General features: G+C 59.5%; 23 protein-coding genes, 1 tRNA gene and 1 pseudogene. 13 read left to right on the top strand and 12 right to left on the bottom strand.

The genetic code is table 11. The features are described from left to right. Nucleotides 1–63: 63 nt before the first annotated feature. From INF68_RS17225 to rraB, 4 genes are all read right to left on the bottom strand, one after another. Nucleotides 64–148: transfer RNA gene (locus INF68_RS17225), tRNA-Leu, on the bottom strand. A 106-nt stretch (nt 149–254) separates the two neighbouring features. Further along, a complete protein-coding gene (locus INF68_RS17220) occupies nt 255–977 on the bottom strand; it encodes a topoisomerase II (RefSeq protein ID WP_126786259.1) in 723 nt (240 codons plus the stop codon). A gap of 30 nt (nt 978–1,007) precedes the next feature. Continuing rightward, nucleotides 1,008–1,766, bottom strand: coding sequence for a tRNA isopentenyl-2-thiomethyl-A-37 hydroxylase MiaE (gene miaE, locus INF68_RS17215; protein ID WP_032639800.1), 759 nt, complete (start codon nt 1,764–1,766; stop codon nt 1,008–1,010). 46 nt (nt 1,767–1,812) lie between these two features. After that, nucleotides 1,813–2,238 carry a ribonuclease E inhibitor RraB gene (rraB, locus tag INF68_RS17210; RefSeq protein ID WP_029739283.1) on the bottom strand — a complete coding sequence of 142 codons (426 nt, stop codon included), beginning with the start codon at nt 2,236–2,238 and terminating at the stop codon, nt 1,813–1,815. A 99-nt stretch (nt 2,239–2,337) separates the two neighbouring features. Between rraB and argL the strand changes: the two genes are divergently transcribed. The 4 genes from argL (at nt 2,338) to xynR (ending at nt 5,565) form a co-directional block, all read left to right on the top strand. Further along, nucleotides 2,338–2,433, top strand: a complete 96-nt coding sequence (gene argL, locus INF68_RS23285; RefSeq protein WP_213328991.1) for a putative translational regulatory protein ArgL — start codon at nt 2,338–2,340, stop codon at nt 2,431–2,433. Beyond that, complete coding sequence (gene argF, locus INF68_RS17205) at nt 2,403–3,407, top strand: ornithine carbamoyltransferase (RefSeq protein ID WP_023299201.1); 1,005 nt, start codon at nt 2,403–2,405, stop codon at nt 3,405–3,407. Before argL ends, argF (INF68_RS17205) begins: the two co-directional genes overlap by 31 nt. A gap of 745 nt (nt 3,408–4,152) precedes the next feature. Further along, nucleotides 4,153–4,587: a DUF3828 domain-containing protein gene (locus INF68_RS17200; RefSeq protein WP_023310210.1), complete on the top strand. Its 435-nt coding sequence runs from the start codon at nt 4,153–4,155 to the stop codon at nt 4,585–4,587. A 219-nt stretch (nt 4,588–4,806) separates the two neighbouring features. After that, entirely contained in the window at nt 4,807–5,565 is a 759-nt protein-coding gene (xynR, locus tag INF68_RS17195) for a DNA-binding transcriptional repressor XynR (RefSeq protein WP_193525370.1), read from the top strand. Nucleotides 5,566–5,569: 4 nt separating this feature from the next. Here xynR and INF68_RS17190 read toward each other — a convergent pair whose 3' ends face one another. The 5 genes from INF68_RS17190 to INF68_RS17170 form a co-directional block, all read right to left on the bottom strand. Beyond that, nucleotides 5,570–7,180 carry a glycoside hydrolase family 43 protein gene (locus tag INF68_RS17190; protein ID WP_126786257.1) on the bottom strand — a complete coding sequence of 537 codons (1,611 nt, stop codon included), beginning with the start codon at nt 7,178–7,180 and terminating at the stop codon, nt 5,570–5,572. Between the two features lie 11 nt (nt 7,181–7,191). Next, entirely contained in the window at nt 7,192–8,574 is a 1,383-nt protein-coding gene (locus tag INF68_RS17185; RefSeq protein ID WP_126786256.1) for an MFS transporter, read from the bottom strand. 226 nt (nt 8,575–8,800) lie between these two features. Continuing rightward, on the bottom strand, nt 8,801–10,768 hold the full coding sequence (yagF, locus tag INF68_RS17180) for a xylonate dehydratase YagF (RefSeq protein ID WP_126786255.1): 1,968 nt from the start codon (nt 10,766–10,768) through the stop codon (nt 8,801–8,803). A 14-nt stretch (nt 10,769–10,782) separates the two neighbouring features. Beyond that, complete coding sequence (gene yagE / locus INF68_RS17175; protein ID WP_126786254.1) at nt 10,783–11,691, bottom strand: 2-keto-3-deoxygluconate aldolase; 909 nt, start codon at nt 11,689–11,691, stop codon at nt 10,783–10,785. 248 nt (nt 11,692–11,939) lie between these two features. Then, nucleotides 11,940–12,392, bottom strand: coding sequence for a YhcH/YjgK/YiaL family protein (locus INF68_RS17170; protein WP_109845738.1), 453 nt, complete (start codon nt 12,390–12,392; stop codon nt 11,940–11,942). Between the two features lie 675 nt (nt 12,393–13,067). On the opposite strand from INF68_RS17170, the gene arcA reads away from it, so the two are divergent. The 5 genes from arcA to INF68_RS17145 all read left to right on the top strand — a co-directional run bounded on the left by arcA (nt 13,068) and on the right by INF68_RS17145 (nt 18,313). Further along, nucleotides 13,068–14,288, top strand: a complete 1,221-nt coding sequence (gene arcA / locus INF68_RS17165) for an arginine deiminase (RefSeq protein ID WP_126786252.1) — start codon at nt 13,068–13,070, stop codon at nt 14,286–14,288. 10 nt (nt 14,289–14,298) lie between these two features. Next, nucleotides 14,299–15,210, top strand: a complete 912-nt coding sequence (arcC, locus tag INF68_RS17160) for a carbamate kinase (protein ID WP_126786251.1) — start codon at nt 14,299–14,301, stop codon at nt 15,208–15,210. An 87-nt stretch (nt 15,211–15,297) separates the two neighbouring features. Then, nucleotides 15,298–16,302 (top strand): ornithine carbamoyltransferase, encoded by a 1,005-nt coding sequence (gene argF, locus INF68_RS17155; protein WP_023310201.1) that lies wholly within the window; start codon nt 15,298–15,300, stop codon nt 16,300–16,302. A 47-nt stretch (nt 16,303–16,349) separates the two neighbouring features. Continuing rightward, on the top strand, nt 16,350–17,753 hold the full coding sequence (locus INF68_RS17150; RefSeq protein ID WP_109845735.1) for a YfcC family protein: 1,404 nt from the start codon (nt 16,350–16,352) through the stop codon (nt 17,751–17,753). An 80-nt stretch (nt 17,754–17,833) separates the two neighbouring features. Beyond that, entirely contained in the window at nt 17,834–18,313 is a 480-nt protein-coding gene (locus INF68_RS17145; protein WP_029739272.1) for an arginine repressor, read from the top strand. 3 nt (nt 18,314–18,316) lie between these two features. Here the strand turns inward: INF68_RS17145 and INF68_RS17140 are convergent. After that, nucleotides 18,317–18,434 (bottom strand): annotated as a pseudogene (locus INF68_RS17140) (hypothetical protein). Between INF68_RS17140 and INF68_RS17135 the strand changes: the two are divergent. The 4 genes from INF68_RS17135 to ridA all read left to right on the top strand — a co-directional run bounded on the left by INF68_RS17135 (nt 18,414) and on the right by ridA (nt 20,419). Further along, complete coding sequence (locus INF68_RS17135) at nt 18,414–18,518, top strand: pyrBI operon leader peptide (protein WP_022646880.1); 105 nt, start codon at nt 18,414–18,416, stop codon at nt 18,516–18,518. The pseudogene INF68_RS17140 and the gene INF68_RS17135 sit on opposite strands and share 21 nt — an antisense overlap. A 34-nt stretch (nt 18,519–18,552) precedes the next feature. Next, nucleotides 18,553–19,485: an aspartate carbamoyltransferase gene (pyrB, locus tag INF68_RS17130; protein WP_126786250.1), complete on the top strand. Its 933-nt coding sequence runs from the start codon at nt 18,553–18,555 to the stop codon at nt 19,483–19,485. Nucleotides 19,486–19,497: 12 nt separating this feature from the next. Next, nucleotides 19,498–19,959: an aspartate carbamoyltransferase regulatory subunit gene (gene pyrI / locus INF68_RS17125; RefSeq protein WP_023310197.1), complete on the top strand. Its 462-nt coding sequence runs from the start codon at nt 19,498–19,500 to the stop codon at nt 19,957–19,959. A gap of 73 nt (nt 19,960–20,032) precedes the next feature. Beyond that, nucleotides 20,033–20,419: a 2-iminobutanoate/2-iminopropanoate deaminase gene (gene ridA / locus INF68_RS17120; protein WP_008501391.1), complete on the top strand. Its 387-nt coding sequence runs from the start codon at nt 20,033–20,035 to the stop codon at nt 20,417–20,419. Nucleotides 20,420–20,469: 50 nt separating this feature from the next. Here ridA and INF68_RS17115 read toward each other — a convergent pair whose 3' ends face one another. Further along, nucleotides 20,470–22,854 carry a beta-N-acetylhexosaminidase gene (locus INF68_RS17115; protein WP_193525369.1) on the bottom strand — a complete coding sequence of 795 codons (2,385 nt, stop codon included), beginning with the start codon at nt 22,852–22,854 and terminating at the stop codon, nt 20,470–20,472. Nucleotides 22,855–22,993: 139 nt separating this feature from the next. Then, nucleotides 22,994–25,702: a magnesium-translocating P-type ATPase gene (gene mgtA, locus INF68_RS17110; protein ID WP_126786248.1), complete on the bottom strand. Its 2,709-nt coding sequence runs from the start codon at nt 25,700–25,702 to the stop codon at nt 22,994–22,996. Nucleotides 25,703–25,936: the final 234 nt, after the last annotated feature.

Genomic DNA, 25,936 nt, shown 5'->3' with positions numbered 1-25,936 from the left:
AAAGCCTTTCGGCTTTAATTTCAGGGAATTATGGACTATCCCGGACGTTCTCGTATATCTCAATGGTGCCGAAGGCCGGACTCGAACCGGCACGTATTTCTACGGTTGATTTTGAATCAACTGCGTCTACCGATTTCGCCACTTCGGCACTGAAGGGGATGCGGAAACGTTGTGGATTATACCTGTCGCGCGCCGCCATGCAAGCGACGACGCGCTAAACCCGCGCTAAGTGCCCAAAAAACCAGCGCCCTTCGTCACTCCAGCTCAGACACCGCCAGCCGAATCACCCCCGCCGCCTTCTGCTCCGGCAGCGCCAGCACCTTCGCCCACATCTCCTGCACCATATCGCAGGAGAGCTTCTCTTTGCCCGCCGCCTTCTCCGGCATCTGCAGCAGCTGGATGTCCTCGCCGTACTTATCGGCAAGCGCCTTCATAATCGGCCGCACGTCCTCGACTGCCGCCTCGCGTTCGGCCTGCGTCACGGTGTGGCGGTTTTTACCGTAGGCCGCGCGCATCATGTCGGCGTCGGCCTGCATGCGCCGCGCCATCAGGTCTTTATCCAGCATGCGCATCGGGTTCACACCGCCCTTCACCGTTGGGTAGAGGAAGCGGAAGCAGGCGTCGTCGCTCACCTTCTGGATGGCGGCGGTCTGCTCCATGTTGATGGTCATATAGTTCACCACGTTGGCGTCCGGGGCGTTTTGCAGACGCGACATCTGCAGATGCAGGATCTGCGGCTGGATGGTGTCGATAATCTGCTGCTCCGGCTCGCCCGCTTTTTGCAGGGCGGCCATCTGGTCGAGGATGCGCTGATGCAGCGCAGGCTCCTGCTCCTTAATCACCTGCCAGGCGGGCATTTCGTTAAGGGCGGAATCCATCTGCTGTTCAGGGGCTCGCTGCCTGTCGAAGAACACCCAGAACGCCACGGCGGCGGCCACCACAACAACCATCACGGTACGGGTCCACGTTTTATTCATCTCACATCCTAATCCTTGCGTTGTGCCGGTTTACACCGGCACGCCGCTGTGGAAGCGAAACTCGTGGTCCGGTGTCGAGATAAGTGTGGCTTCAATTTCGCCAAAAAGCTTTATGCGCGGTGAGATATCGTCGTCGCTCACCTGCCGGGCAAGCGTCAGGTAGTCCTGATAGTGGCGCGCTTCCGAGCGCAGCAGCGAGAGATAGAACTTCTGCAGATCGTCGTCGAGGAACGGGGCCAGCGCGGCGAAGCGTTCGCAGGAGCGGGCTTCGATGTAGGCGCCGCAGATGAGCTTGTCGATCAGCGTCAGCGGTTCGTGGGTGCGCACTTCCTTCAGCATCCCTTTGGCGTAGCGGCTGGCGGTGATTTTGACGTACGGAATGTCGCGGGCCAGCATCGCCTCGCGCACCTGCCAGAAGTGGTGCAGCTCCTCCTTAATCAGCAGCACCATGCTGTCAATCAGCGCCTGGCCCCACGGGTCGTCGGTTTTGGGCATCACGCTTTTGCCAATCTGCCTGTGCAGCGCGATGAAGTCCGGCTCCGGGCCGTCGCGGAAGGTGAACTGTTCGTAGGGCTTGAGCCAGTCGAGCAGCGCGTCGGCACCGCTTTCGTCGGCGACGTATTTACGCACCAGCAGCAGCGCGGTCTGGGCGGCCTTGAGCTCGCACACCATGTGGTCGGTGAGCAGCAGCGGCAGGTTCGCCGGGTCGCGGGCTTTATCAATCCATGCTTGCGGGGTCGGGCACTGGAGGAAGTTGAGTACGGGGGCGAGTATCTGCGGGTAATCCATGGTTCTGCCTTGAAAAAGCGGTGGCGCGCGCCACCGCCTGAATCACTTAGTGACGCACGCCGTCGTCGTCTTCGTCGACGTAATCTTCGTCGTCGCCTTCTTCGCCGTCTTCACCGTTCGGATCTTCGAAGTAGGTTCCCCAGCCGTCGTATTCCACTTCAAACTTCTCCGCCAGGTTCATCAGCTGTTCTACCTGCGCGTCGATAAGCTCCGCCTTCAGCGCGCCTTCACTCAGGATGTCGCAGCAGATGACGGTGTCGCCCTCTTCCACTTCCAGCTCTTCCGGCTCGGTCACTTCGTAACCCAGCTTAAAGGCTTCCACGGCCAGTTTTTCCAGCGCGTCGAAATCATCCGCAGAGAAATGGTGCTCAATGGTGTACAGCGCGTCCGGATCGCTACCGTCTTCCAGCAGTTCTTCAATAATCAGACGCGTCTCTTCGCGTTGCTCTTCCAGGTGTTCCGGGTTTGCCATGGCTCAATCCTCTTTAAAGTGCGGCAGATACTTCTATTTTCACACACGGACGGGTTTGCCTCCACCTTTGTTGGAAAGATTTGTGAAACGGGGTTGCAAATGAATAATTACACATATAAAGTGAATTTTAATTCAATAAGTGGCGTTCGCCATGCGAGGATAAAATGTCCGATTTATACAAGAAACACTTTCTGAAACTGCTCGACTTTACCCCTGCACAGTTCACTTCTCTGCTGACCCTTGCCGCACAGCTCAAAGCCGATAAAAAAAATGGCAAGGAAGTACAGAAGCTTACCGGTAAAAATATCGCGCTCATCTTCGAAAAAGACTCGACCCGTACACGTTGCTCTTTCGAAGTTGCCGCATTTGACCAGGGCGCGCGCGTCACCTATTTAGGGCCGAGCGGCAGCCAGATTGGGCATAAAGAGTCAATTAAGGACACCGCGCGGGTTCTCGGGCGGATGTACGACGGCATTCAGTATCGCGGCCACGGCCAGGAAGTGGTCGAAACGCTGGCGCAGTACGCGGGCGTGCCGGTGTGGAACGGGCTGACCAACGAGTTCCACCCGACCCAGTTGCTGGCGGACCTGCTGACCATGCAGGAGCACCTGCCGGGCAAGGCGTTTAACGAGATGACGCTGGTCTACGCGGGCGACGCGCGCAACAACATGGGCAACTCGATGCTGGAAGCGGCGGCGCTGACCGGGCTGGATCTGCGCCTGGTGGCCCCGAAAGCCTGCTGGCCGGAAGAGAGCCTGGTGGCGGAGTGCAGCGCGCTGGCAGAGAAGCACGGCGGGAAAATTACCCTGACGGAAGACGTGGCGGCGGGCGTGAAGGGTGCGGACTTTATCTATACCGACGTGTGGGTGTCGATGGGTGAAGCCAAAGAGAAGTGGGCGGAGCGGATTGCGCTGCTGCGTGGGTATCAGGTGAATGCGCAGATGATGGCGCTCACCGGCAACCCGAACGTGAAGTTCCTGCACTGTCTGCCCGCGTTCCATGATGACCAGACCACGCTCGGCAAGCAGATGGCGAAAGAGTTCGACCTGCACGGCGGGATGGAGGTGACGGACGAGGTGTTTGAGTCGGCGGCGAGCATCGTGTTTGACCAGGCGGAAAACCGGATGCATACGATTAAGGCGGTGATGGTGGCGACGCTTGGGGAGTGATTGACTCCTCTGCGGTCTGATGCCCTCACCCCGACCCTCTCCCACGGGGAGAGGGGGAAAACCCAGCCCGTAGGCCCGTGCAAGCGAAGCGCCGCCGGGCGGTTCAGGCGACGATGCGGCCTGATGCCCTCACCCCGGCCCTCTCCCACGGGGAGAGGGAGAACACCCTAAAAACGACAACAGCGTTATCGTCTGGCAGAGAAATACATTTTACTGACGCTTTCTCAGATACGCATTAACCATAATAGGTATTTATGTTTTTATTAACCATTATTTATTGAGTAGATAATGGTTAATATCAGGTCATTATCAATTACAAAACACCTTATATTATCGGCGTAATATTTCCTTATTGCTGCATTTCATTAATAAGGATTGTTTATGTCATGGAATAAACATGAAGCTGTGTCATACGCCCGTAGCCACGCACTAACCCATACTGGACACTATTGAGCTCGAGCAATCGCCGCCGCCATTCGAGCCGGAGGGCTTAAAATCGAAGGGGCAAACGCTAAGGATTTCTGGCGTTCTCTTGAAAAAGCAGGGTTCACAAAAGTCTATGGCACCCCCATAGAGGGGGATATCGCGGTGATTGATGCCTTGCCCGGCCCGAATCAGTACGGGCATGTCTGTATTTATGATGGCGCTGGAACCTGGTATTCAGATTTTAAACAGAGAACACTGTACCCGGGGCCAACCTATCGCCAACTCCAGCCAGCCGTAACCTTATACAGGCATTATTAATATGAATAAGCTCATCTTAATTGTGTTATTCAGCACAGCCGCATTGGGGGCCGAAGATTTTCAGATACCGATGCAGCGCGCCCTTGAATTCAATCGGTGGTACGTCAAACAGGTGAACAACGATCGTTATCCCATCCAAGAGGGAAATGAAATCGATAAGTTCGTTACGGCCAGCACCATGAAAAAATTACGTCATGCAGACGATCCCCGTTATGCCGACGCTGAATTTTACGAGGCTGATTTTTTTATGAAATCGCAGTATATCGGCGAGGACTGGGCTGAGAATGTGGCTATTGATTCGTATGTTTCAGACCCGGTCTGTGTAAACGTGAATATCACGTTTGGCAAAAAGACCCAGCACACAGTCATTGATTGCATGGTTAAAGAAGATGGGGTCTGGAAAATCCAGTCTGTTGCCGCCCGGGATAATAATTGATGCCCCCCGCTAACAATAATGTAGCCGCCTTTGTTGCCGGGTGGCACTGCGCTTACCCGGCCTACACAACCCGTAGGCCCGTGCAAGCGTAGCGCCGCCGGGCAAATCAGGCAGCCCCTCTCCCACGGGCAGAGGGAGAACACCGGCTCCATTTCATTGATTTTTCACCCCGAAAAAGGTACGTTTTCGCCTTAATTCCAGCGTGGACATGCCAGCATTATGCCGATTATTCAGTCTGTTGAACGTGCGTTGCAGATCCTCGACCTGTTCAACGAGCAGGCCACCGAGCTTAAGATCACCGACATCAGCAAACTGATGGGGCTGAGCAAGAGTACCCTCCACTCGCTGCTGAAAACCCTGCAGCTTCACGGCTATATCGATCAGAACCCGGAGAACGGTAAGTATCGCCTCGGCATGAAGCTGGTCGAGCGCGGCCATTTTGTCGTGGGCTCCATCGATATTCGTCAGAAGGCGAAAGGCTGGCTGACGGAGCTGTCCCAGCGGACCGGGCAGACCACCCATCTGGGGATCCTGGACGGGCGTGAAGGGGTCTATATCGAGAAGATTGAAGGCAAGCTGGCCGCCATCGCCTATTCACGCATCGGCCGCCGCCTGCCGGTTCACGCCACCGCCATCGGCAAGGTGCTGATTGCCTGGCTGGGCGAGGCCGAGCTGAACACCCTGCTGGAGGGCTATCAGTACACCACCTATACCCCTTCCACCCTCGCGTCTCGCGAAGCTTTAATGACCGCCCTGACGCAGACCCGCGAGCAGGGCTACGCCCTGGATAACGAAGAGAACGAGCAGGGCGTGCGCTGCGTGGCGGTGCCGGTGTGGAACCACGAGTCCCGCGTCATCGCCGCCCTGAGCCTGTCGACGCTCACCTCCCGCGTGGACGACGCGGAGCTGGCTAATTTCCGCGAGCAGCTTCAGCAGGCCGGGCTCGAGCTCTCACGCGCGCTGGGCTACCCGGCCTGAGCCGTTAGACCGGCTCGTAGGTGAAGTAGTCGAAGTCCGCGTGGCAACCGTCGCCGCTGATGTCCTCGCAGTGCAGCCCCACAAACGCGCCGGTGAAGAAGCCGCGCCCGCCGATGTAGTCGTCCGACAGCTTCCACGCCTCATACGTTACCGGCACGGCGTGCCACGTCTCGCCGTCGAACGAGTAGCTGTAGCGGTAGACCAGCGTATCCACGTCCACCCGCAGCCAGACGCTATCCGCATGTTCCGGCACCGGAATGGGCCGCTCGTGCAGCGGCCATGACGGTACGTTGTGGTCGAGCTGGATAACCTTAATCGTTCTGCCCTGCCCCTCCTCGTAGTCCACAAAGCAGTAGCTCCAGTTTTTGCTGTTGTAGTAGCAGGTCAGCCCCGCGCTCTGCTGGAAGTGGACCGGCGAAAACTGCATCCGCGTCTCCGCCCGGAAGGCGAAGTGCTGCCAGCGGCGCGCCACGGTCGACTGGGTAAAGGTCGAGTTGAGCGAGTCGTTGCCGTAGAGCCGTAAATAGCCCGGGCGCGCGGTGAGCGAGCCGAGGGTGTCGTCGAACGGAATGCGCAGGGTCTGCAGTTCCGGGTCGAGCGAACTGGCGTCAAAATCGTCCCGCCAGCTGCTCTGAACGGCTGCAGGCTGTTCCACCACCTGCGGGCCTTTCACGGTCAGCTGCGCATGCTTGCCGCCTTCCACGTACGGCCAGCCGTCGCGCCATTCAATACGGGCGATGCCGGTCTCGCGCCCCAGCGGACAGTAGCCGCGCCCGCCGGAGGCCAGCAGCGGCACGCCGGGCAGGCGCAGCGGGCGGCTGGTGAGGTAGGCCATGTACCACTCTCCGGTGTGGGTCTGCAGCAGCGAGCCGTGGCCGCTCTTCTGCAGCGGGTTCTCCGGCAGGTGCCAGCTGGTCATCATCGTCACGTCCGGGTGCAGCTCGTACGGCCCGTCGATATTTTTTGAACGCAGCACCACAACCGCGTGCTCGTAGCTGGTGCCGCCCTCAGCGACCATCAGGTAATACCATCCCGCGTGGCGATACAGGTGCGCCCCCTCGGTGTAGCAGAGCGGCGTGCCGGTAAACAGCGTTTTGCGCTCGGGCGAGAGGGTGCCGGTCTGCGGGTCAAACGCCTGCATCACGATGGTGTTGTGCGGGTTGCTGTGGTGGCGCGGCCCCCACGGCCGGTAGATATAGTATTTGCGGCCATCGTCGTCGTGGAACAGGGACGGGTCGAACCCGCCGTTGCCCATCGGGATCGGCTCGCTCCACGGCCCCTCGATGGAGGGCGCGGTAACGAGGAAGTTACGGCCGTTTTTCCACGGCGAGTCGACAATCTTCACGTCGGTGTAGAGTAGCCAGAATTTACCGTCGGCATAGCTCAGGCACGGCGCCCAGATGCCGCCGGAGTCCGGGTTGCCCTTCATGTCCAGCATCGACACGCGGTCCAGCGGGGTGCTGACCAGCGACCAGTTTTTCAGGTCGCGGGAGTGGTAGATGCGCACGCCCGGGAACCACTCGAAGGTCGAGGTGGCGATGTAGTAGTCCTCGCCCTGGCGGCACAGGGACGGGTCCGGGTTGAAGCCGGTGAGTATCGGGTTAGTGATTTGCATAGTGCCTCCGGTTAATGGGATGCGGCTGTCGCGGCGTCGGGAACGGCCTCGCCCTGCGCCGCGCGGTGCTTGATCAGCTGCTGGCTGATGGCCTCCACGCGGGCGTCGGTGAGCTTGTAGAACGACAGCATGATGAACATGCCCGCGTAGAGCACTACCGGCACCACGCAGAACAGAATTTTGATGGTGGTGAGCACCTCGACCGGCTGCACGCTGCTGCTGGCGGAGTAGTTGACGTACGCCAGGATCCAGCCCACCACCGCCCCGCCAATCGCCAGGCCAATCTTCAGGCTGAACAGGTAGGTGGAGAACACCAGCCCGTCGAGGCGGCGACCGCTGCGGCTCTCCTCGTAGTCCACCACGTCAGAGGCCATCAGCCACTGCAGCGGCGTGGTGGTGTTGAAGACGAACAGGAACAGAATGTTGAGGGCAAAAATCAGCGCGATATGCTCAGCCGGGGTGACGAAAATCAGCAGACTAATCAGAGAGTAGGCGACGATGATCCACTTGAAGGCGGTGACGCGGTCAAAGCGGCCCAGCAGGCGGGAGGAGCAGAGCGAGCCGAACATGGTGGCGAGGCTGCCGTAGAGTAAGAACTGGGTCGCCATCTCCGGGTGATCCATCACATATTTGACGAAGTAGAGCGTCGCTCCGCCGCGCACCACGTTGGAACAGGTCGCCATCATCTTGAACGCGCACATGATGCGCCACTGGCCGTTGCCCAGCAGCAGCCTGAGATCTTTCGCCACCGACGAGCCCGGCTGCACCTCAAAGGTGTAGCGCTCTTTGGTGGTGAAGAAGCAGACGTAGAGCAGCACCACGCCGGTCAGGCCCAGCACGCACATGGCGCCGAAATAGCCCACCTGCTCATCCCCCTTGCCGATGATGCTCACCAGCGGCAGGGCGATGCCGCTGATGGCGAGCGAGCCCGCCGCCGCCAGGAAGAAACGCCACGACTGCAGGGCATGGCGCTCTTTCGGGTCGGCGGTGATGACGCCCGGCATGGCGCAGTACGGCACGTTAACGAAGGTGTAGACCAGAGTCAGGAGAATGTAGGTCAAGCAGGCGTAGATGATCTTGCCCTGCGCGGAGAAGTCCGGCGTGTAGAAGGTCAGCACGCAGACGATACCGAACGGGATGGCGCCCCACAGCAGGAACGGGCGGAACTGGCCGTGCCGCGTGCGGGTACGGTCTACCAGCAGCCCCATCAGCGGGTCGGTGACGGCGTCGAGCACGCGGGAGACCAGAAATAGCGTGCCCATAATGCCCGCCGACAGGCCGAAGACGTCGGTGTAGAAGTAGGCCAGCAGGAACATCGTGGCCTGCCAGACGAAGCCGCAGGCGGTGTCACCCAGCCCGTAGCCAATTTTGTCTTTCATGGTTAATTGCGTCATCAGAATTACACCCTTATGTAGTGTGCTGAATTACAACATCGTGTTAATGGAGTGTAATGAGCCGCTCAATTAACCAGCAATGGTCATATCTTATTTCCTAATTACGTTATTTTGCTTTTGTGACGCCAACGATATATCTCAACCTATTGTTTATATTATTAAATAACAGAAAAAGAAAAGCCGTCCGCGGAATATTTCCCGCAGACGGTTTTATCTCTGAAAATAATTAAATGCCGAGCGCTTTTTTACCGGCGTTAATTACCTCAATGATTTTATCGGTGTCATAAATACAGCCTTTCCAGGTGCCGCCGCTCACCGACTGCAGCGCAGCCCACAGCCGGGTATCGTCCGGCAAAAAGTCGTGGGCGTGCAGATCCGGGTGCGTCTGCCTGACTGCCAGCTCGCGCGCGCCCTCTTCCGGCGTCAGCGGGTTGTCCGCCGTGCCGATAAAGTTCACGCTGCCCGTGAGGGTCAGGCGGTCAACCGCTATCTCGATGATGTCGTTATCACGCAGCTTGCCTATCGGCCCGCCCGCCAGCGCCTCCGGCGACACGTGGCCGAAGCAGGCGCCCGTCGACACGCCGGAGAAGCGCGCATCGGTGATTAACGACACCGTCTTGCCCCACGAGATATGCTTCAGCGCGGAGGTGAGCTGGTAGGTCTCTTCCATGCCGGTGCCGGACGGTCCGCCGCCGATCACCACCATGATATCGCCCTGATTAATCTCTTCCCGCTTGATGGCCTTGATTGCCTGCGCTTCCGAGACAAACACCCGCGCCCGGCCGGTGTGGCGGTACACGCCATCTTCGCCCACCACCGACGGGTCAATCGCCGTGGCCTTGATCACCGAACCTTCCGGCGCGATGTTGCCCGTCGGGAAGCAGACCGTCGAGGTCAGTCCCTTCGCTTTTGCCTTCTCCGGCGGCAGGATCACGTCATCCGGCTCCACGCCGTCCTGCTCGCGCAGGCACTGGCGGAAGCGCTTACGGCGCTCGGACGCCTGCCACCAGTCAAGGTTTTCGCCCACCGTCTGGCCGGTCACGGTCATGGCGTCCAGGTGCAGCAGGCCGAGGTCGCGCAGGTGGAGCATTACCTCCGGCACGCCGCCCGCGAGGAAGGCGCGCACGGTCGGGTGATAGTCCGGGCCGTTGGGCAGCACGCTGACCAGGCGCGGCACCCTGCGGTTGACGCGCGTCCAGTGCTCTACGTCCGGGATTGTGCAGCCCGCCGCGTGGGCGATGGCCGGAATGTGCAGCAGTAAATTGGTGGAGCCGCCGAACGCCGCGTGGATCACCATGGCGTTTTCGATGGCTTTGTCGGTGAGGATATCGCGCGTGGTGATGCCGCGGTTATCCAGCTCGCTCACCGCCCGCGCCGACTGGCGGGCGATCTCCAGCCACACCGCCTGTCCGGAGGGCGCAAGCGCGGAGTGCGGCAGCGCCAGACCCAGCGCTTCCGCGACCACCTGCGAGGTGCCCGCCGTGCCGAGGAACTGACATCCGCCGCCCGGCGAGGCGCAGGCACGGCAGCCCAGCTCGGCGGCCTCCTGCAGGGAGAGTTCGTGGTTGGCAAAGCGCGCGCCAATGGTCTGCACCTTGCCCGCGTCTTCCCCCACGGTTGGCGGCAGCGTCGCCCCGCCCGGCACCAGAATGGTCGGCAGGTCGTGCATCGAGGCCAGGGCAATCATGGTGGCGGGCAGCCCTTTATCACAGGTGGCGACGCCAATCACCGCCCGGCGCGTCGGGAGGGAACGGATCAGGCGGCGAAACACGATCGCCGCGTCGTTGCGGTACGGCAGGGAGTCGAACATGCCGTGCGTGCCCTGCGAGCGCCCGTCGCAGGGATCGCTGACGAAGGCCGCAAACGGGATCCCGCCGTTGCGGGCGATCTCCTTCGCCGCCGCCTGCATCTGCATGCCGATCTCCCAGTGCCCGGTGTGGTAGCCCAGCGCGACCGGGCGCCCGTCTCCGGCGCGGATGCCGCCCTGGGTGCCGATGATCAGCACCTCTTTGCCGGTCAGCCTGTTGGCGTCCCAGCCCATCCCGGCGTTCTGGGTCATGCCGAACAGGTTGCCGCTGGGGGATTCCATCAGCATCTGCGGGGTCAGCGGCAGCGCGCCCTGCGGCCCCGCTGCGTGGGTGATCACCGCATAAAACGCATCGTCCTGCGGGGTGAAAATGTTCTCGATGGTCATGGTTATCGTCCGGCTCAGCAGAGCTTGAGCTGTTGCAGCAGGGTTTTCAGCTGCGCCTTGCGCGGCTCGTCCAGCGGTGACGCGGGCGGCAGCACGTGCGTGGAGATCGGGCGGCCGCAGAGCACAATCGCCTCTTTAATGACGTTCACAAACGGCGTATCCAGCTGATACATCTGCGGTATTTGCAGTAAGGTCTGATGATACCCGGCCGCTTTCGCCACGTCTTTCTCCCGCCAGGCTTTCAGAAGATTCACCGACACCTGCGGGGCAAAATTGCCGCTGGCCGAGATCGCCCCGTCGCCGCCGAGCAGCAGGGTATTAAACAGATGGTCATCGTAGCCGCAGAGCACGGTGAAGTGCGGATGGGCGGCTTTGACGGTGTGGATCATGCTGCGCAGGTGGGCCACGGAGTCAATGGTATCTTTAATGCCGACGATGTTGCTGCGCGAGTCGGCCAGGGTTTTGACCAGCGCCGGCGTCAGATCCTGCCCGGTCAGCGCCGGGAAGTTATAGAGCATCACCGGGAGCGCGACGCTGTCGGCCACCTGTTCGAAATAGCGGATCAGGTTCGCTTCCGACACTTTCCAGTAGTAAGGGTTAATCACCACGATGCCGTCCGCGCCCGCCTGCTGCGCGTGCTGGCTCAGTTCAATGGTTTCCCGGGCGTTGGTGCCACCGGTGCCGATCAGGACCGGCACGCGACGATCGACGTGATCGATAGCATAGCGGGCAATGACTTTACGCTCTTCGGCGCCGAGCTGGGAGAACTCGCCGCCGCTGCCCAGGAAGAACAGACCGTCAACGCCTGCTTTGATGAGATCGTCGATCAGCGCGGCGGTGCCCATCTTATCGAGCTGGCCGTCGGCGGTAAAAATGGTGGAGACAGGGGGAATGATTCCCGTGAACAACGCGGACTTCGGCATGAGATCTCCTTGTTGAATCATTTTGTTCTACATTATAGAACAGTGTTCATTATTTTAACGATCATACTATGACGCAGAAAAAGCGCAGGTAAATGGGAAGGGAAGAGGGAGTGCGGGAAATTTAAGCTGGATCACATATTGCGTGGGTGCGGTCTGGTGCCCTCACCCCGGCCCTCTCCCACGGGGAGAGGGTGTAAAAGTTCCCTCTCCCCGTGGGAGAGGGTTAGGGTGAGGGTGAGGGGGAAGGGTTACTCAACCAACATTTTAACAACCACTTTCCTGACCTTCGCAGGCGCACCCACCGCGCACAGCGGCTTATGCACTTCGCCCGGCCAGAACACCACAAAATCCCCTTCGCTAAGCACCACGGTTTTCTCCTGCTCGCCTTCCGGCAGGAATGCGATGTCTTTCTCGGCCAGCCAGTCGGTATCCGGCGTGCCGTGCGGCAGGGTGCTGAAGGTCATCCCCTCCTGCCCCTTCATCACGATCTGGATATCCAGATAGCGCGCGTGGTACTCGGCGCGGCGCTCGGCGAACGGCTGGGTCATGTCTTCAGAGACCAGATAAAAAAGGCTGTTGCCGTTGATGTCGTGTTTCCCGAGCGGCGTGGCGTCGGTGACGTGGGCTTTAACGTGCTCAATCGCCTGGCGCAACTCGTCAGGCAGCCAGGACTGCAGATGGTGGATGTTGCCGATAATCATGTGAAATCCCTCCATATAAAACAACGTTTCATTTTTATCTCTTATACGAGAGTTAAGGCTGCCATACCAGCGCTTTTTAGAGGGGTTTTGCGCGAACGCATGTTTATCGGGAATGGTGTTAATTTGCTGTTAAGCCCTCGCAGGCATTTATGCAGTCATTATGCATATCTTCAGCTCTTCGTTATCACGCCCTTGCGCTAACTCATTGATCGTCAGGCCTTAACAACAAAACTCGCTACCGCTTCACATTTTATCACTTTGATAATTTGCTATTAAATTCAATAAATATTTATTGATTTTCCTTAAGCCAAAAATAGTTAATTAGCAATAATGCATAGTCATTCCACAAAAACCATAAAAACAATTAAAATCAATACCTTAACAAAATATTTCAAAGCATTAAATGCTACAAAACACTAACAACTGAAAATAATGACAACGGATAGTGCTTAGCTATTCACCTCGCCAGAATAATCAATTAATCATTATCTGATGCGAATCATGCAAATGAAAACAACCCCCTTAATATCCGATTTCGCGTGAGCAATATCACAATACGGATTATTTAACCCCCTAGTATGAATCACGAAATCAATTGAGCTTAGCCGCCATGAAATTAAACACATCACATGGCGCATGCCCTTTTTATTCTGAAAAACAGTTAAAGGAATAATTATGGAAAAGCATTACGTCGGTTCTGAAATTGGTCAATTGCATAGCGTTATGCTGCACCGTCCTAATTTAAGTCTGAAACGTTTAACGCCATCAAACTGTCAGGAGCTGCTTTTCGATGACGTGCTCTCGGTTGAGCGGGCGGGTGAGGAGCATGACATCTTCGCCAACACGCTGCGCGAGCAGGGTGTAGAAGTCCTGCTGTTGACCGACCTTCTGACACAAACCCTTGATATTGCAGAAGCGAAAGCCTGGCTGTTGGATACCCAAATCTCTGACTATCGCCTCGGCCCAACCTTTGCCGGCGACGTGCGCGGCTGGCTGGCGGATATGCCGCACCGGGAACTGGCGCGCAGACTGAGCGGCGGATTAACCTACGGCGAAATTCCGGCGGCCATTAAAAATATGGTAGTGGATACCCACACGGCGAATGATTTTATTATGAAGCCGCTGCCGAACCATTTATTTACTCGCGATACCTCGTGCTGGATTTATAACGGCGTCTCTATTAACCCAATGGCGAAACCGGCCCGTCAGCGTGAAACCAATAACCTGCGGGCAATATATCGCTGGCACCCGGCGTTTGCCGACGGCGATTTTATTAAGTATTTCGGCGACGAGAATATTAATTACGACCACGCCACGTTAGAAGGCGGCGACGTACTGGTGATTGGCCGCGGGGCGGTACTGATCGGCATGTCCGAGCGCACGACGCCGCAGGGCGTGGAGTTCCTCGCCAACAGCCTGTTCAAACACCGCCAGGCCGAGCGCGTGATCGCCGTTGAGCTGCCAAAACACCGCTCCTGCATGCACCTCGACACCGTCATGACCCACATCGACGTGGACACCTTCTCCGTCTACCCGGAAGTGGTGCGCAAGGACGCCCAGTGCTGGACGCTCACCCCGGACGGACGCGGCGGCCTGCTGCGCACCCAGGAAACCGACCTGCTGCACGCCATCGAGAAAGCGCTCGGCATTAGCCAGGTGCGCCTGATCACCACCGGCGGCGACGCCTTTGAAGCCGAACGCGAGCAGTGGAACGACGCCAACAACGTGCTGACCATCCGCCCGGGCGTGGTGATCGGCTACGAGCGCAACGTCTGGACCAACGAGAAGTACGACAAAGCGGGCATCACCGTGCTGCCCATCCCTGGCGACGAGCTCGGACGCGGCCGCGGCGGCGCGCGCTGCATGAGCTGCCCGCTGGAACGCGACGGAATTTAAAGGAGCCATCATGGAACGAAAACCCACTCTGGTTGTGGCCCTGGGCGGCAACGCGCTGCTCAAGCGCGGCGAGCCGCTGGAAGCGGATATCCAGCGCCAGAACATCGAGCAGGCCGCGCGCACCATCGCCGGATTAACGGAACAGTGGCGCGTGGTGCTGGTGCACGGCAACGGACCGCAGGTCGGGCTGCTGGCGCTGCAGAACAGCGCCTACGACAAAGTCACGCCCTACCCGCTGGACGTTCTCGGCGCCGAAAGCCAGGGAATGATCGGCTACATGCTCCAGCAGGCGCTGAAAAACAGCCTGCCGCAGCGCGAGGTGAGCGTCCTGCTCACGCAGGTGGAAGTGGACGCCGCCGACCCGGCCTTCAGCAACCCCACCAAGTACATCGGCCCGGTGTACAGCGAAGCCCAGGCAAAAATGCTGGCCGCGGAAAAAGGCTGGGTATTTAAGGCCGACGGCAGCTACTTCCGCCGCGTGGTGCCGTCACCGCAGCCGAAGCGCATCGTCGAGAGCGACGCCATCACGGCGCTGATCCAGCGCGATCACCTGGTGATCTGCAACGGCGGCGGCGGCGTGCCGGTAGTGGAGAACGCCAACGGCTATCGCGGCATTGAGGCGGTGATCGACAAAGACCTCTCCGCCGCCCTGCTGGCGCGCCAGATCGAGGCCGATGCCCTGCTGATCCTGACCGATGCCGATGCGGTGTACCTCGACTGGGGCAAGCCGACCCAGCGCCCGCTGGCGCAGGTGACGCCGGAGCTGCTCAGAGGCATGCAGTTCGACGCCGGATCGATGGGGCCGAAAGTGGCCGCCTGCCGCGAGTTCGTCGAGGCCTGCAACGGTATTGCCGGGATCGGCGCGCTGGGCGACGGCGCGGAGATCCTCGCGGGCGAGAAAGGCACGTTGATTCGTAACTGAGTCGTTTTCCCCTCACCCTAACCCTCTCCCCGTGGGAGAGGGCCGGGGTGAGGGCATCAAACAGCAAATTTTAAAAAGGATTTACCCATGACCATCAATCTGAAAAACCGTAACTTCCTGAAACTGCTGGACTACACCCCGGCGGAGATCCAGTACCTGATCGACCTCGCCATCGAGCTGAAGGCCGCCAAAAAAGCCGGACGTGAAAAGCAAACCCTGGTCGGGAAAAACATCGCCCTGATCTTTGAAAAAACCTCCACCCGCACCCGCTGCGCCTTCGAAGTGGGTGCGTTCGACCAGGGCGCGCAGGTGACCTACCTCGGCCCAAGCGGATCGCAGATCGGCCATAAAGAGTCGATGAAGGACACCGCCCGCGTGCTGGGGCGCATGTATGACGGTATCGAATACCGCGGCTACGGCCAGGCCATCGTTGAGGAGCTGGGCGAGTACGCGGGCGTGCCGGTGTGGAACGGCCTGACCGACGAGTTTCACCCAACGCAGATCCTCGCCGACCTGATGACCATGCTGGAGCACGCGCCGGGCAAAACCCTGCCGGAGCTGAGCTTTGCCTATCTCGGCGACGCGCGCAACAACATGGGCAATTCCCTGATGGTAGGCGCGGCCAAGATGGGGATGGATATCCGCCTCGTCGCGCCGAAATCCTTCTGGCCGGAAGCCGGGCTGGTTGAGCAGTGCCGCGCCATCGCCAAAGAGACGGGCGCGCGCATCACCCTCACCGACGACGTGGAAGAAGGGGTGCGGGGGACCGATTTCCTCTACACCGATGTGTGGGTCTCCATGGGCGAGCCGAAGGAAGCCTGGGCCGAGCGCGTCAGCCTGATGAAGCCGTATCAAATCAACGCGGACGTGATGAAGGCCACCGGCAACCCGAACGTCAAGTTTATGCACTGCCTGCCGGCGTTCCACAACGAACACACCAAAGTGGGCCGCGAGATCGAGATGGCGTACGGCCTGAAGGGGCTGGAGGTGACGGAAGAGGTCTTCGAATCACCGAACTCCATCGTCTTCGACGAAGCAGAGAACCGCATGCACACCATTAAAGCGGTCATGGTGGCGACACTCGGCGACTAATCACCGCCCGGCGCGCCAAGGGGTGCGCCGGGTTTAAGGAGCACATCATGGGCAAGTTTAAGTTTCCCTCCGCTTACACCATTCTCTTTTTTCTGATTGCCGTGGTTGCCGTGCTGACGTGGATTGTTCCGGCCGGGCAGTACCATATGGCGATGAACGAGGCGCTTGGTAAAGAAGTGCCGGTTGCTGGCACCTACGCACACGTGGCGGCGCACCCGCAGGGGCTGGTTTCCGTCCTGATGGCGCCGATTGCCGGGCTGTACGATCCGGAGTCCGGCCAGGCCGGGGCGATCGACGTGGCGCTGTTTATTCTGATCATCGGGGGCTTTCTCGGGATCGTCACCAAAACCGGCGCGATTGACGCCGGGATCGAGCGCGTCACCACCCGGTTGCGCGGGCGCGAGGAGTGGATGATCCCCATCCTGATGGCGCTGTTTGCCGCAGGCGGCACGATTTACGGCATGGCCGAAGAATCGCTGCCGTTCTACACCCTGCTGGTGCCGGTGATGCTGGCCGCCCGGTTCGATCCGGTTGTCGCCGCCTCTACCGTGCTGCTCGGGGCGGGGATCGGCACGCTCGGCTCTACCATTAACCCGTTTGCCACGGTGATCGCCGCCAACGCAGCCGGGATCCCCTTCACTAACGGCATCGCCCTGCGCGTGGCGCTGCTGGTCATCGGCTGGATCATCTGCGTGGCGTGGGTGATGCGTTACGCCCGTAAGGTGCGCCAGGATCCGTCGCTGTCGATCGTTGCGGATAAGCAGGAAGAGAACCGCGCCCATTTTCTCGGCGACAAGGGCGAACAGTCGCTGGAATTCACCCCGGTGCGCAAAATCATCCTGGTGATTTTCGCCCTCGCCTTCGCGGTGATGATCTACGGCGTGGCGGTGCTGGGCTGGTGGATGGCAGAGATCTCGGCGGTGTTTCTCGCCAGCGCGATCATCGTCGGCCTGATTGCCCGCATGAGCGAAGAGGAGCTGACGTCGACGTTTATCAACGGCGCGCGAGATTTGCTGGGCGTCGCGCTGATTATCGGCATCGCGCGCGGTATCGTAGTCATCATGGATAAGGGCATGATTACCCACACCATTTTGCACAGCGCGGAAGGGCTGGTCAGCGGGTTGTCCACGGTAGCGTTTATTAACGTGATGTACTGGCTGGAGGTCGTGCTGTCGTTTCTTGTGCCTTCTTCATCCGGCCTGGCCGTTCTGACGATGCCGATCATGGCGCCGCTTGCCGATTTCGCTAACGTCAACCGCGACCTGGTGGTGACGGCTTACCAGTCGGCCTCCGGTATCGTTAACCTCGTCACGCCCACTTCTGCCGTCGTGATGGGCGGGCTGGCTATCGCCCGCGTGCCCTACGTGCGTTATCTGAAATGGGTGGCGCCGCTGCTGGGCATTTTAACGGTGGTGATTATGGTGGCGTTAAGTCTGGGTGCCTTGTTGTGATTTGCCGGATGGCGCTGCGCTTATCCGGCCTACGGATCGGTGCGGTGCCACCGGTTATTTCAGGAACTGATATGGGAACTATGATGGATTACGAAGAGTACTCTCCCAAAGAGCAACTACAGCTGACGGTCTGCCAGCGCCTGATCGCAGAAAAGAGCTATCTTTCTCAGGAGGAGATCCGCCGGGATTTGCAGGAGCGTGGTTTTGAAACCATCAGCCAGTCCACCGTTTCACGTCTGCTTAAATTGCTCGGCGTCATAAAAATTCGAAATGCCAAAGGGCTTAAGATTTATTCGCTGAATCCCCAGCTGCGCCCTGCCCCCGACGCCGCGCGTACCGTGTCCGAAATGGTGGTCAGCGTCGAGCACAATAGCGAGTTTATCCTTGTTCATACCGTCGCCGGATATGGCCGCGCGGTGGCGCGTATTCTGGATTATCACCAGCTACCGGAAATTTTAGGCGTGGTGGCCGGCAGCAGTATCGTCTGGGTCGCTCCCCGGGTCGTGAAGCGCACCGCACTGGTGCATAAGCAAATTAATTATTTACTCAGAACGCATTAATATTCATAAAGAACCGTTTGCATTGAGTAAAGCGTGCATTAAATCGCTTGATCCGAAAAGCGAGCTGCGTATAATGCCCGACAATTTGCCGGGAGGAAGCATGGTCAAGCGTGTACGACATAACGTCTTACCGCGTCTGAAATCAGACGCTGGCCTGCCGTTTTTCTTCCCGTTGCTAAACCTATTCCCAGAGCCCCTCATTTGAGGGGCTTTTTTTTGCCCGGCGTCAGGAGATAAACATGAATCCGCTTTATCAAAAACACATCATTTCCATAAACGACCTCAGCCGCGAAGAGCTGGAACTGGTTCTGGAAACCGCGGCAAAACTGAAGGCTAATCCGCAACCGGAGCTGCTGAAGCACAAGGTGATTGCGAGCTGCTTCTTCGAAGCCTCGACCCGCACCCGCCTCTCCTTTGAAACCTCCATGCACCGCCTGGGCGCGAGCGTGGTGGGCTTCTCGGACAGCAGCAACACGTCGCTGGGTAAAAAAGGCGAGACCCTGGCGGATACCATTTCAGTGATTAGCACCTACGTCGACGCGATTGTGATGCGTCACCCGCAGGAGGGCGCGGCGCGTCTGGCGACCGAATTCTCCGGCGGCATTCCGGTACTGAACGCCGGTGACGGTGCCAACCAGCACCCGACGCAGACCCTGCTGGATCTGTTCACCATTCAGGAGACGCAGGGCAAGCTCGAGAACCTGAATATCGCCATGGTCGGCGACCTGAAGTATGGCCGTACCGTCCACTCCCTGACCCAGGCGCTGGCGAAATTTAACGGCAACCGCTTCTTCTTCATCGCGCCTGACGCGCTGGCGATGCCGCAGTACATTCTCGACATGCTGGATGAGAAAGGCATTCAGTGGAGCCTGCACGCCAGCATCGAAGAGGTGATGAGCCACGTGGATATTCTCTACATGACCCGCGTGCAGAAAGAGCGTCTGGATCCGTCCGAATACGCCAACTTGAAGGCACAGTTCGTGCTGCGCGCCAGCGACCTCGAGGGCGCGCGCGACAACATGAAGGTGCTGCACCCGCTGCCGCGCATCGATGAGATCACCACAGACGTGGACAAAACGCCGCACGCCTGGTACTTCCAGCAGGCAGGAAACGGCATCTTCGCCCGCCAGGCGTTACTGGCACTGGTTCTGAATCGCGAATTAGCTCTGTAAGGGGAGACGACCATGACGCACGATAACAAACTCCAGGTTGAAGCCATCAAGCGTGGCACCGTGATTGACCACATCCCTGCGCAGGTGGGCTTTAAGCTGCTGACGCTGTTCAAACTGACCGAAACGGACCAGCGCATCACCATCGGCCTGAACCTGCCGTCCGGCGAGATGGGCCGCAAGGACCTGATTAAAATCGAGAACACGTTCCTGACCGACGAGCAGGTCAACCAGCTGTCGCTGTACGCGCCGGACGCCACCGTCAACCGCATCGACGAGTATGAAGTGGTCGGCAAATCCCGCCCGAGCCTGCCGGATCGCATCGAAAGCGTACTGGTCTGCCCGAACAGCAACTGCATCAGTCACGCTGAGCCGGTTTCTTCCAGCTTTGCAGTGAAAAAACGCGCCGATGACATCGCGCTCAAATGCAAATACTGCGAAAAAGAGTTTTCTCATTATGTGGTGCTGGCCAACTAATTGAGGTTGGTAATGAAATCCCGGCTGTTATAATGGCCGGGAACATTCTTAACGCTGTCATTCTGGAGAAAACATGAGCAAAGTACTCGCGACGGAAAATGCACCCGCGGCTATCGGCCCTTACGTTCAGGGCGTTGATCTGGGTAGCATGATCATCACTTCCGGGCAGATCCCGGTGAACCCAAAAACCGGCGCGGTGCCGGAAGACGTCGCAGCACAGGCGCGTCAGTCGCTGGAAAACGTGCAGGCTATCGTTGAATCTGCCGGTCTGAAAGTGGGCGATATCGTGAAAACCACCGTTTTCGTGAAAGATCTGAACGATTTCGCGACCGTTAACGCCACTTACGAAGCGTTCTTCACCGAGCACAACGCCACCTTCCCGGCGCGCTCCTGCGTGGAAGTGGCCCGTCTGCCAAAAGACGTGAAAATTGAAATCGAAGCGATTGCGGTACGTCGCTAATTCGCTTTGGCGATAAAAAAGGCAGCCCGGGCTGCCTTTTTTGTTGCTTGCTACTGATTCCGCGTCGCGCGCAGCAGCGTCTCCAGCGGATAGACCGCCGCAATCACCACCTCGTCCTGAACCTTCGCCGCGTTATCCAGCTCGCTCTGAATCGAGGCTATCTCTTTATCATCCAGCGTGCCCTGGCGCGCCACCAGATCCGTCAGCCTCAGGCCAATGGAGGCCAGCTTATCCACCTCCTGGATCACCGGCTTCATCGCCTTCAGCTGATAGCTGTTTTCGCTTAACGCCAGCGCGTCGCTGGTGTTGCTCTGCCAGCGGTTAAAGACGTGGCGCAGCGCGTCGGCGCTTTCCGCGTCTTCCGCATCACTCACCAGGCGGTCCGCCCATTTTCTCATCTGGCGCACGGTGGCGCTTTCGGCGTTCAGCGCATCGGCGAAGCGGTTGAGCGGTTCGAACTGATGATAATTTCCCGCCTGGAACTTCAGGTGCTGGCGGGTGTAATACTGCGCGGGCTCTACCGCCTGAGCGAGGATCTGCAGCGGCAGCGTGTCGGCATTACCGGCAAGGCGCGTGAACTGCACCTGCTGCTGGGTATGCTGCTGCAGCCCAACCGACACCGTCGACCAGCTGTCCATCGCCTGCAGGCGGGTGTACATGTTATCGACGTCGTTGACGTCCTGCGCGGACCAAAGGCGCTCCGCCACCGCGAAGGTGCGCGGCCACAGGCGGATATCCAGCACCGGCGCCACCACGTTTTCCGCCCACAGCGCGGCTTCCCCGCCGAGCAGGTTGGCCTGATTCGCCACGTCCGGCACGACGGGCGGAATGCCTTTCGGCACCGCGTCCAGACGCATGCCGCTGATTGGGTAACGCGTATTCCCCACCAGGAAATAGCCGGTGAGCTTGTCGTTATTGACGGAGACCACCGGGCGCGTCTCGCCCATCCACGTATCGACGGTGAAGGTCACCTTGCTGTCATCGCGCCATTCAATATCCTGCACCGCGCGGCGGGATTTCCCGGCAAAATCAATAAACCCGCGCCAGCCTGCGTCCCCTTTCACCAGCGTGAAGCTCCCCTCCACCGGCTTGCCCTTCAGGCGCGGCATGGAAAAGGCCCAGCTCTGGACGCTGTCGGTGTCTGCAATCACGTCCACGCCGTTCAGGCCCTGCGGGACAATTTCGTTGCGGTAGTGATAGGCGGTGGACTGGGGCTGGTCGAGATAGAAACCGGTGGAGAGAATGCCCTTGTAGCCGTTCTGCGCCACCTGCCCCAGCGCGTCCTGGCCCTGCCAGGACTGGATCAGAATGCTTTTCGGCAGGTCGGGATGGTAGATCTCGTCCCAGCCGACCATCTGCCGGTGATGCTTCTCAAGGATCGTCTCCAGTTTACGGTTGAAGTACGCCTGCAGCGCGTGGCTGTCCGCCAGCCTGTTGTCGCGCATGAAATTCTGGATCGCGGCGTTCGCTTTCCACTGGCTGTCGTCGACCTCGTCACCGCCGATATGCAGATACGGATCGGGGAAGATCGCCGCCAGTTCGCTGACCATCGCGTCAGCAAAGGTGTAGGTTGCCTCTTTGGTGGGATCTAACACCGGCTTCAGCACGCCCCAGTGGCGCTCCATGGCGTACGGCCCCGGGGCGCTCATCAGCTCCGGGTAGGCCACGGCAATCGCCGAGGCGTGGCCCGGCATGTCGATCTCCGGCACCACGCGGATACCGCGCTCGGCGGCGTAACGCACCACCTCGCGCATTTGTTCAGGCGTGTAGTACAGCCCGTCGCTGGCAAGCTGCGTCAGCTTAGGGTAGCGCTTCGAGCTGAAGCGCCAGCCCTGATCGTCGGTCAGGTGCCAGTGCAGGACGTTGAGCTTCGCCGCGGCCATGCCGTCGATCTGGCGCTTGATATCCGGCAGCGGAATAAAGTGGCGCGCCGAATCGAGCAGCAGCCCGCGCCACGGGAAACGCGGCGAATCTTCAATGGTAACCCACGGCAGCGAGGTATTTTCCGCCCCGTTCTGCATCAGCTGGAGCAGCGTTTCCATGGCGCGCAGCGCGCCGAAGCGGGTGTTGGCGGAGATATCGACGCCGTTGGCATCCACCGTGAGTCTATAGCTTTCATCGCTGTCCGGCAGCGGCTGCGGCTTGACCTTTTTGGCAATCGCGATGCGGATGGTCGGTTTATCTGGTTTTTCAGCCTGCGGCTGCAGCGTCCAGCCGGTTTGCAGGGCCATGCGCTGGCGCAGGCGGCTGACGGCGTCACCGAGATCGTCCCCGCTGACGCTAATGGATACGTTGTTGCTTAGCACCAGCGCGCCCTGGGTCGTCGGGCGTTCGACCTTGGCAGGCCAGGGCATCAAAGGGAGATCGCCTGCCGGGGCGGCAAAGGCTGAGGCGCCGAGCATCAGCCCGGCGGTTAAGAGACTGTACCGTAACATGAATGTTCCTTATCTGACGGGCCAAATAAAGGCAAAACATTCTGTTAACATGCGCTCAATTTGTCGTCAAGCGAATGCGCCGACGGAGATCACAGGTTGTTGAATTTTTGAGGAAAGCTATTGCCCGGTGGCGCTGCCGTTACTGCCACCCATACCGACGCGCATAGAATCCTTTCACCATCTGCGTCAGCACCATGTAACCCGCGAGGATCGCCATCAGCCACGGGAAGTAGCTCAGCGGCAACGCCTGCAGCTGCAGGTAGCTCGCCAGCGGTGAGAACGGCAGCGCGATGCCGAGCGCCATCACAATCCCCGTCATCACAATCAGCGGCCACGCGGCGCGGCTCTGGATAAACGGAATGCGGCGGGTGCGGATCATATGCACAATCAGCGTCTGCGACAGCAGGCCTACCACGAACCAGCCGGACTGGAACAGCGTCTGGTGTTCCGGGGTGTTGGCGTGGAACACAAACCACATCAGGCAGAAGGTCAGGATGTCGAAGATGGAGCTGATAGGCCCAAAGAACAGCATAAAGCGCCCGAGATCCGCCGGGTTCCAGTGCTGCGGCTTCTGGATCTGCTCGTCGTCCACGTTATCAAACGGGATCGCTACCTGAGACACGTCGTACATCAGGTTCTGGATCAGCAGGTGCAGCGGCAGCATCGGCAGGAACGGCAGAAACGCGCTCGCCACCAGCACGCTGAAGACGTTACCGAAGTTGGAGCTGGCGGTCATTTTGATGTACTTGAGCATGTTGGCAAAGGTACGGCGACCTTCGATCACGCCCTCCTCCAGCACCATCAGGCTCTTTTCCAGCAGGATGATATCCGCCGCTTCGCGGGCGATATCCACCGCACCGTCGACGGAGATACCGATGTCCGCCGCACGCAGCGCGGGCGCGTCGTTGATGCCGTCGCCCATAAAGCCCACCACGTGCCCTTCACGCTTAAGCAGGGTGACGATGCGCTCTTTGTGCATCGGCGTCAGGCGGGCAAACAGCGTGGTACGCTGGGCAAGCTTCGCCAGCTCATCGTCGGACAGGTGCTCAATATCGCTCCCCACCACCACGTCGCCCGCATCCAGCCCCACTTCATGGCACACTTTGGCCGCCACCAGCTCGCTGTCGCCGGTGAGAATTTTGACGGTAATACCGCTCGCCTTCAGCGCCTTCAGCGCCGGCGCGGTGGTCTCTTTCGGCGGATCGAGGAAGGCGATGTAGCCCTCGAGGATCAGATCGGATTCGTCGATACGCTGATAGTCCCCCTCGCGCGCGGGCAGGAACTTGCTCGCGACCGCCACCACGCGCAGCCCCTGACGGTTCAGGTTGTCGGTGACGCGCTTGATGCGGCGCAGCATGGTGTCGTCCAGCGGCACGATGTCGCCGTTATAGCGAACCTGCGTCGACACGTTGAGGATCTCCTGCAGTGCCCCTTTGCAGATCAGCTGGTGCACGTCCGTCTGCTCGCTCACCACCACCGACATGCGGCGGCGCTCGAAGTCGAACGGGATCTCATCCACCTTCTGCCAGCGGCCGGAGAGCGTGCGGGCGGATTCCTCGTCCACCCCTTCCAGCACCGCGACGTCGAGCAGGTTTTTCAGCCCGGTCTGGTAATGGCTGTTCAGCCACGCGCTGTGCAGGACGCGCTCGCTGGTTTTGCCGGAGATATCGGTGTGGTTCTCCAGCACGATTTTGTCCTGCGTCAGGGTGCCGGTTTTATCGGTGCAGAGGATGTCCATCGCGCCAAAGTTCTGGATGGCGTCGAGATGTTTGACGATCACTTTCTGTTTAGAGAGCTTCACCGCTCCGCGCGCCAGCGTGGAGGTGACGATCATCGGCAGCATTTCCGGCGTCAGGCCGACGGCCACGGAGAGCGCGAACAGCGCCGCTTCCCACCAGTCGCCTTTGGTGTAGCCGTTGATCAGCAGCACGATCGGCGTCATCACCATCATAAAGCGGATCAGCAGCATGCTGACGCGGCCAATCCCTTTCTGGAAGGCGTTTGGCTCGCTCTCCTGCTCGCTGACGCGCCCGGCAAGCTGTCCAAACCAGGTGTTGCCCCCGGTGGCGGTGACAATCGCCTGCGCGGTGCCGCTGACCACCGTGGTGCCCATAAAGCACAGGGTGTCACACTCGAGCGGGTTCATCTGCTGCGGGTCGCGGCTGCGCGCTACCTTTTCAACGGGCAAGGATTCCCCGGTCAGCGAGGCCTGCGCCACGAACAAATCGCGCGCCTGGATGATGCGTAAATCCGCCGGGATCATGTCCCCCGCGGCCAGCTTCACCAGATCGCCCGGCACCAGCTGGTCGATAGGCAGCTCCACCCAGGCGTTTTCGCCGAGATCGTTAATCACGCGCGAGACGGTCGCGGTGTTGCTGACCATCGCCTTCAGGGCGTCCGCCGCTTTGGTGGAGCGGGCCTCCTGAATAAAGTTCAGCAGCGTGGAGATACCCACCATCAGGGCAATCACCCCTGCGGCAAACAGATCTTCCGTCGCATAGGAGATGAGGCCGAGCACGGTCAGCAGCAGGTTGAACGGGTTGCGGTAGCAGAGCCACAGGTGCACCCACCACGGAGAAGGCTTTTGCGCCGGGATCTGGTTATCGCCGTGCACGGCGCGGATTTTTTCCACTTCAGCCGCGTTTAGCCCTTCCGGGTGTCCGCCGAACGCGCGCCAGACTTCGTTTTCATCCATCGCCGCCACGTTCAGGCAGCGTTCGGTCAGGGACGCGGGGATCGCCGCCCCCGCCATGTTTTTGGCGTTTGGCAGCGGGTCGCGCTGAACAAGGCGGTGTGGCAGGTGGCGGCTCAGCAGGGCCTGCAGCTGCCGGGTGATATTTTTAAACATAGTCATTCCTCCGCATCCGCGAATGCGGACGCAGCAATTCCTTCAGGCGTGGCAAGGCCGTACCTGAGAGGCACTCAATTTTTCAAGCAGGAACGTTTAAGACGTTGCTGCCTCACGCCGGTGAGACAGCAAAAGCTGGCTTACCGGAAAGAACGCATTCTCCCGTTCAGGAGAGGTGTGGGATCGGGATCCATGAAGCCTCCGGTAAGTAAAAAGTAGGGTGTCGCCGCGCAG

The sequence above is a fragment of the Enterobacter cloacae complex sp. P16RS2 genome (genome assembly GCF_014982155.1).
Classification (GTDB): domain Bacteria; phylum Pseudomonadota; class Gammaproteobacteria; order Enterobacterales; family Enterobacteriaceae; genus Enterobacter; species Enterobacter cloacae_M.
The sequence above is the reverse complement of the archived record's forward strand: the minus strand, read 5'-3'. Positions and strand labels throughout refer to the sequence as shown.

What these genes read in the sequence shown, in the direction of transcription:
- INF68_RS17220 (WP_126786259.1), bottom strand. Translation starts at nt 977, where the DNA reads ATGAATAAAACGTGGACCCGTACCGTGATGGTTGTTGTGGTGGCCGCC.
- miaE (WP_032639800.1), bottom strand. Translation starts at nt 1,766, where the DNA reads ATGGATTACCCGCAGATACTCGCCCCCGTACTCAACTTCCTCCAGTGC.
- rraB (WP_029739283.1), bottom strand. Translation starts at nt 2,238, where the DNA reads ATGGCAAACCCGGAACACCTGGAAGAGCAACGCGAAGAGACGCGTCTG.
- argL (WP_213328991.1), top strand. Translation starts at nt 2,338, where the DNA reads ATGAATAATTACACATATAAAGTGAATTTTAATTCAATAAGTGGCGTT.
- argF (WP_023299201.1), top strand. Translation starts at nt 2,403, where the DNA reads ATGTCCGATTTATACAAGAAACACTTTCTGAAACTGCTCGACTTTACC.
- INF68_RS17200 (WP_023310210.1), top strand. Translation starts at nt 4,153, where the DNA reads ATGAATAAGCTCATCTTAATTGTGTTATTCAGCACAGCCGCATTGGGG.
- xynR (WP_193525370.1), top strand. Translation starts at nt 4,807, where the DNA reads ATGCCGATTATTCAGTCTGTTGAACGTGCGTTGCAGATCCTCGACCTG.
- INF68_RS17190 (WP_126786257.1), bottom strand. Translation starts at nt 7,180, where the DNA reads ATGCAAATCACTAACCCGATACTCACCGGCTTCAACCCGGACCCGTCC.
- INF68_RS17185 (WP_126786256.1), bottom strand. Translation starts at nt 8,574, where the DNA reads ATGACGCAATTAACCATGAAAGACAAAATTGGCTACGGGCTGGGTGAC.
- yagF (WP_126786255.1), bottom strand. Translation starts at nt 10,768, where the DNA reads ATGACCATCGAGAACATTTTCACCCCGCAGGACGATGCGTTTTATGCG.
- yagE (WP_126786254.1), bottom strand. Translation starts at nt 11,691, where the DNA reads ATGCCGAAGTCCGCGTTGTTCACGGGAATCATTCCCCCTGTCTCCACC.
- INF68_RS17170 (WP_109845738.1), bottom strand. Translation starts at nt 12,392, where the DNA reads ATGATTATCGGCAACATCCACCATCTGCAGTCCTGGCTGCCTGACGAG.
- arcA (WP_126786252.1), top strand. Translation starts at nt 13,068, where the DNA reads ATGGAAAAGCATTACGTCGGTTCTGAAATTGGTCAATTGCATAGCGTT.
- arcC (WP_126786251.1), top strand. Translation starts at nt 14,299, where the DNA reads ATGGAACGAAAACCCACTCTGGTTGTGGCCCTGGGCGGCAACGCGCTG.
- argF (WP_023310201.1), top strand. Translation starts at nt 15,298, where the DNA reads ATGACCATCAATCTGAAAAACCGTAACTTCCTGAAACTGCTGGACTAC.
- INF68_RS17150 (WP_109845735.1), top strand. Translation starts at nt 16,350, where the DNA reads ATGGGCAAGTTTAAGTTTCCCTCCGCTTACACCATTCTCTTTTTTCTG.
- INF68_RS17145 (WP_029739272.1), top strand. Translation starts at nt 17,834, where the DNA reads ATGATGGATTACGAAGAGTACTCTCCCAAAGAGCAACTACAGCTGACG.
- INF68_RS17135 (WP_022646880.1), top strand. Translation starts at nt 18,414, where the DNA reads ATGGTCAAGCGTGTACGACATAACGTCTTACCGCGTCTGAAATCAGAC.
- pyrB (WP_126786250.1), top strand. Translation starts at nt 18,553, where the DNA reads ATGAATCCGCTTTATCAAAAACACATCATTTCCATAAACGACCTCAGC.
- pyrI (WP_023310197.1), top strand. Translation starts at nt 19,498, where the DNA reads ATGACGCACGATAACAAACTCCAGGTTGAAGCCATCAAGCGTGGCACC.
- ridA (WP_008501391.1), top strand. Translation starts at nt 20,033, where the DNA reads ATGAGCAAAGTACTCGCGACGGAAAATGCACCCGCGGCTATCGGCCCT.
- INF68_RS17115 (WP_193525369.1), bottom strand. Translation starts at nt 22,854, where the DNA reads ATGTTACGGTACAGTCTCTTAACCGCCGGGCTGATGCTCGGCGCCTCA.
- mgtA (WP_126786248.1), bottom strand. Translation starts at nt 25,702, where the DNA reads ATGTTTAAAAATATCACCCGGCAGCTGCAGGCCCTGCTGAGCCGCCAC.